The sequence below is a fragment of the Candidatus Magnetobacterium casense genome (assembly GCF_019173545.1).
Lineage (GTDB): Bacteria > Nitrospirota > Thermodesulfovibrionia > Thermodesulfovibrionales > Magnetobacteriaceae > Magnetobacterium > Magnetobacterium cryptolimnobacter.
This window is the reverse complement of record NZ_JABXWD010000611.1, coordinates 1-1,570: the sequence shown is the minus strand read 5'-3', so window position 1 is coordinate 1,570 and position 1,570 is coordinate 1. Positions and strand designations below refer to the sequence as shown.

The 1,570-nt window shown below is 50.3% G+C and carries 2 protein-coding genes; both read left to right on the top strand.

From position 1 onward, the window contains the following. Window positions 1-340: STAS domain-containing protein (locus HWQ67_RS18080; RefSeq protein ID WP_218254089.1), on the top strand; the 340-nt coding region annotated here is incomplete at its 5' end. Window positions 341-419: 79 nt separating this feature from the next. Then, entirely contained in the window at window positions 420-1,481 is a 1,062-nt protein-coding gene (locus HWQ67_RS18075) for a CNNM domain-containing protein (RefSeq protein ID WP_218254088.1), read from the top strand. Window positions 1,482-1,570: the final 89 nt, after the last annotated feature.

Sequence of the window (1,570 nt, the reverse complement as noted above, 5' to 3'; positions counted from 1 at the left end):
TATGGAAATCCTGACCAGTAAGAAAAACAACGTAACGATTATGGCCATAAAGGGTAGTCTCGACAGCTCCACTGCACGACAGTTCGGCAGTACCATTGAACAGTGTATGGCCAATGGAGAGACGCGCTTTATAATTAACGTAAGCGGTTTGCAGTTTATCTCCAGCGCCGGCCTCAGCAGCTTTATCGCTCCTGCAAAAAAGCTCCAGGGGCAGGGGGGAAAACTCCTCTTCGTTGCCATGACGGAACGCATCGAGCGGATATTTAAACTGGCCGGCTTTTACAACACCATCTTTAGTGTCTACGACTCCGAGGAGACAGCGTTGAAAGAGCTGCAATGAGTTCTCTGCCGACCGGTGCTTTGTGGTCAAGGATTGTCGGGGTTGACCACGCAACCTGGTTATTGATATAATATAAGAGTTGGTTTATATTGTAATAGTTCTGTTGCTGTTGTTATCCGCGTCGTTTTCAGGGTTGACTATTGGGGTCATGGGGTTGAACGTGACCGAATTGCAACGCAAGGTCAACCTGGGTGACAGAGATGCCCGGAGGATTTATCCGGTACGCAAGAGGGGCAATCAATTGTTGTGTACCCTATTGCTTGGTAACGTTGCAGTCAACAGTACGCTTTCAATCTTTCTGGGGACAATCGTCAGCGGGGTTAGTGCAGGGGCTGTTTCTACCTCTTTGATTGTGCTCTTTGGTGAAATTGTGCCGATGGCCATATTTTCGCGGTATGCCTTAAAGATAGGGGCTAGGGCAATATGGTTGGTAAAGATATTTCTCTTTGTTTTATATCCGATAGCCTATCCCCTCTCAAGGCTGCTTGACATGACCCTTGGAGCCGAAATGCCAACCGTGTGGAGCAAGCAGGAGTTGCAGGAGATCATCAAGTTTCACGAGGACCGTCCGGAGTCCAGCGTCGATGCCAACGAAGAGCGAATCATCCTCGGGGCGCTTTCGTACTCGGACAAGATCGCTGCCGATATCATGACCCCGCGCTCGGTATTGTTCAGTCTCGAAGTAAATGCCACCCTCGATAACAAGACCCTTTCGGAGGTCAAGGCAAACGGCTTTACCAGAATCCCCGTCTACAGGGACAAGCCCGACAACATAATCGGCCTGCTCTATGCCAAGGACCTCATAGCCGTAGAGCCTGGCTCCAGTGTTTCGGACGTCTACAGACACGACAAGGTGCTGATCATCCCCGAAACCAAAAAACTCGGTACCCTGATGAACGAACTGCTACAGAGCAGAAACCACCTCGCCATAGTCTATGACGAGTACGGCATGTTGGTTGGTATCGTTACACTCGAGGACATCGTTGAGGAGATCATGAAGGTGGAGATCGTCGATGAGGCAGACAACATCGTTGACCTGCGCCTGGAGGCCGGCAAAAGGGCACAGAAATACCTCCACAAACAACTGCAAACTATGGAACTCACCGACTATACGGCACAACAGGGCAACCGGCACCCTTAAAACTTATCTTCCTTAATATTTCATGGCAACAAGAAAAGAAAGAAAGGGGCGGCTCCGCCCCCCTTCAGAACCCCCTGCAAGGGGAGGGG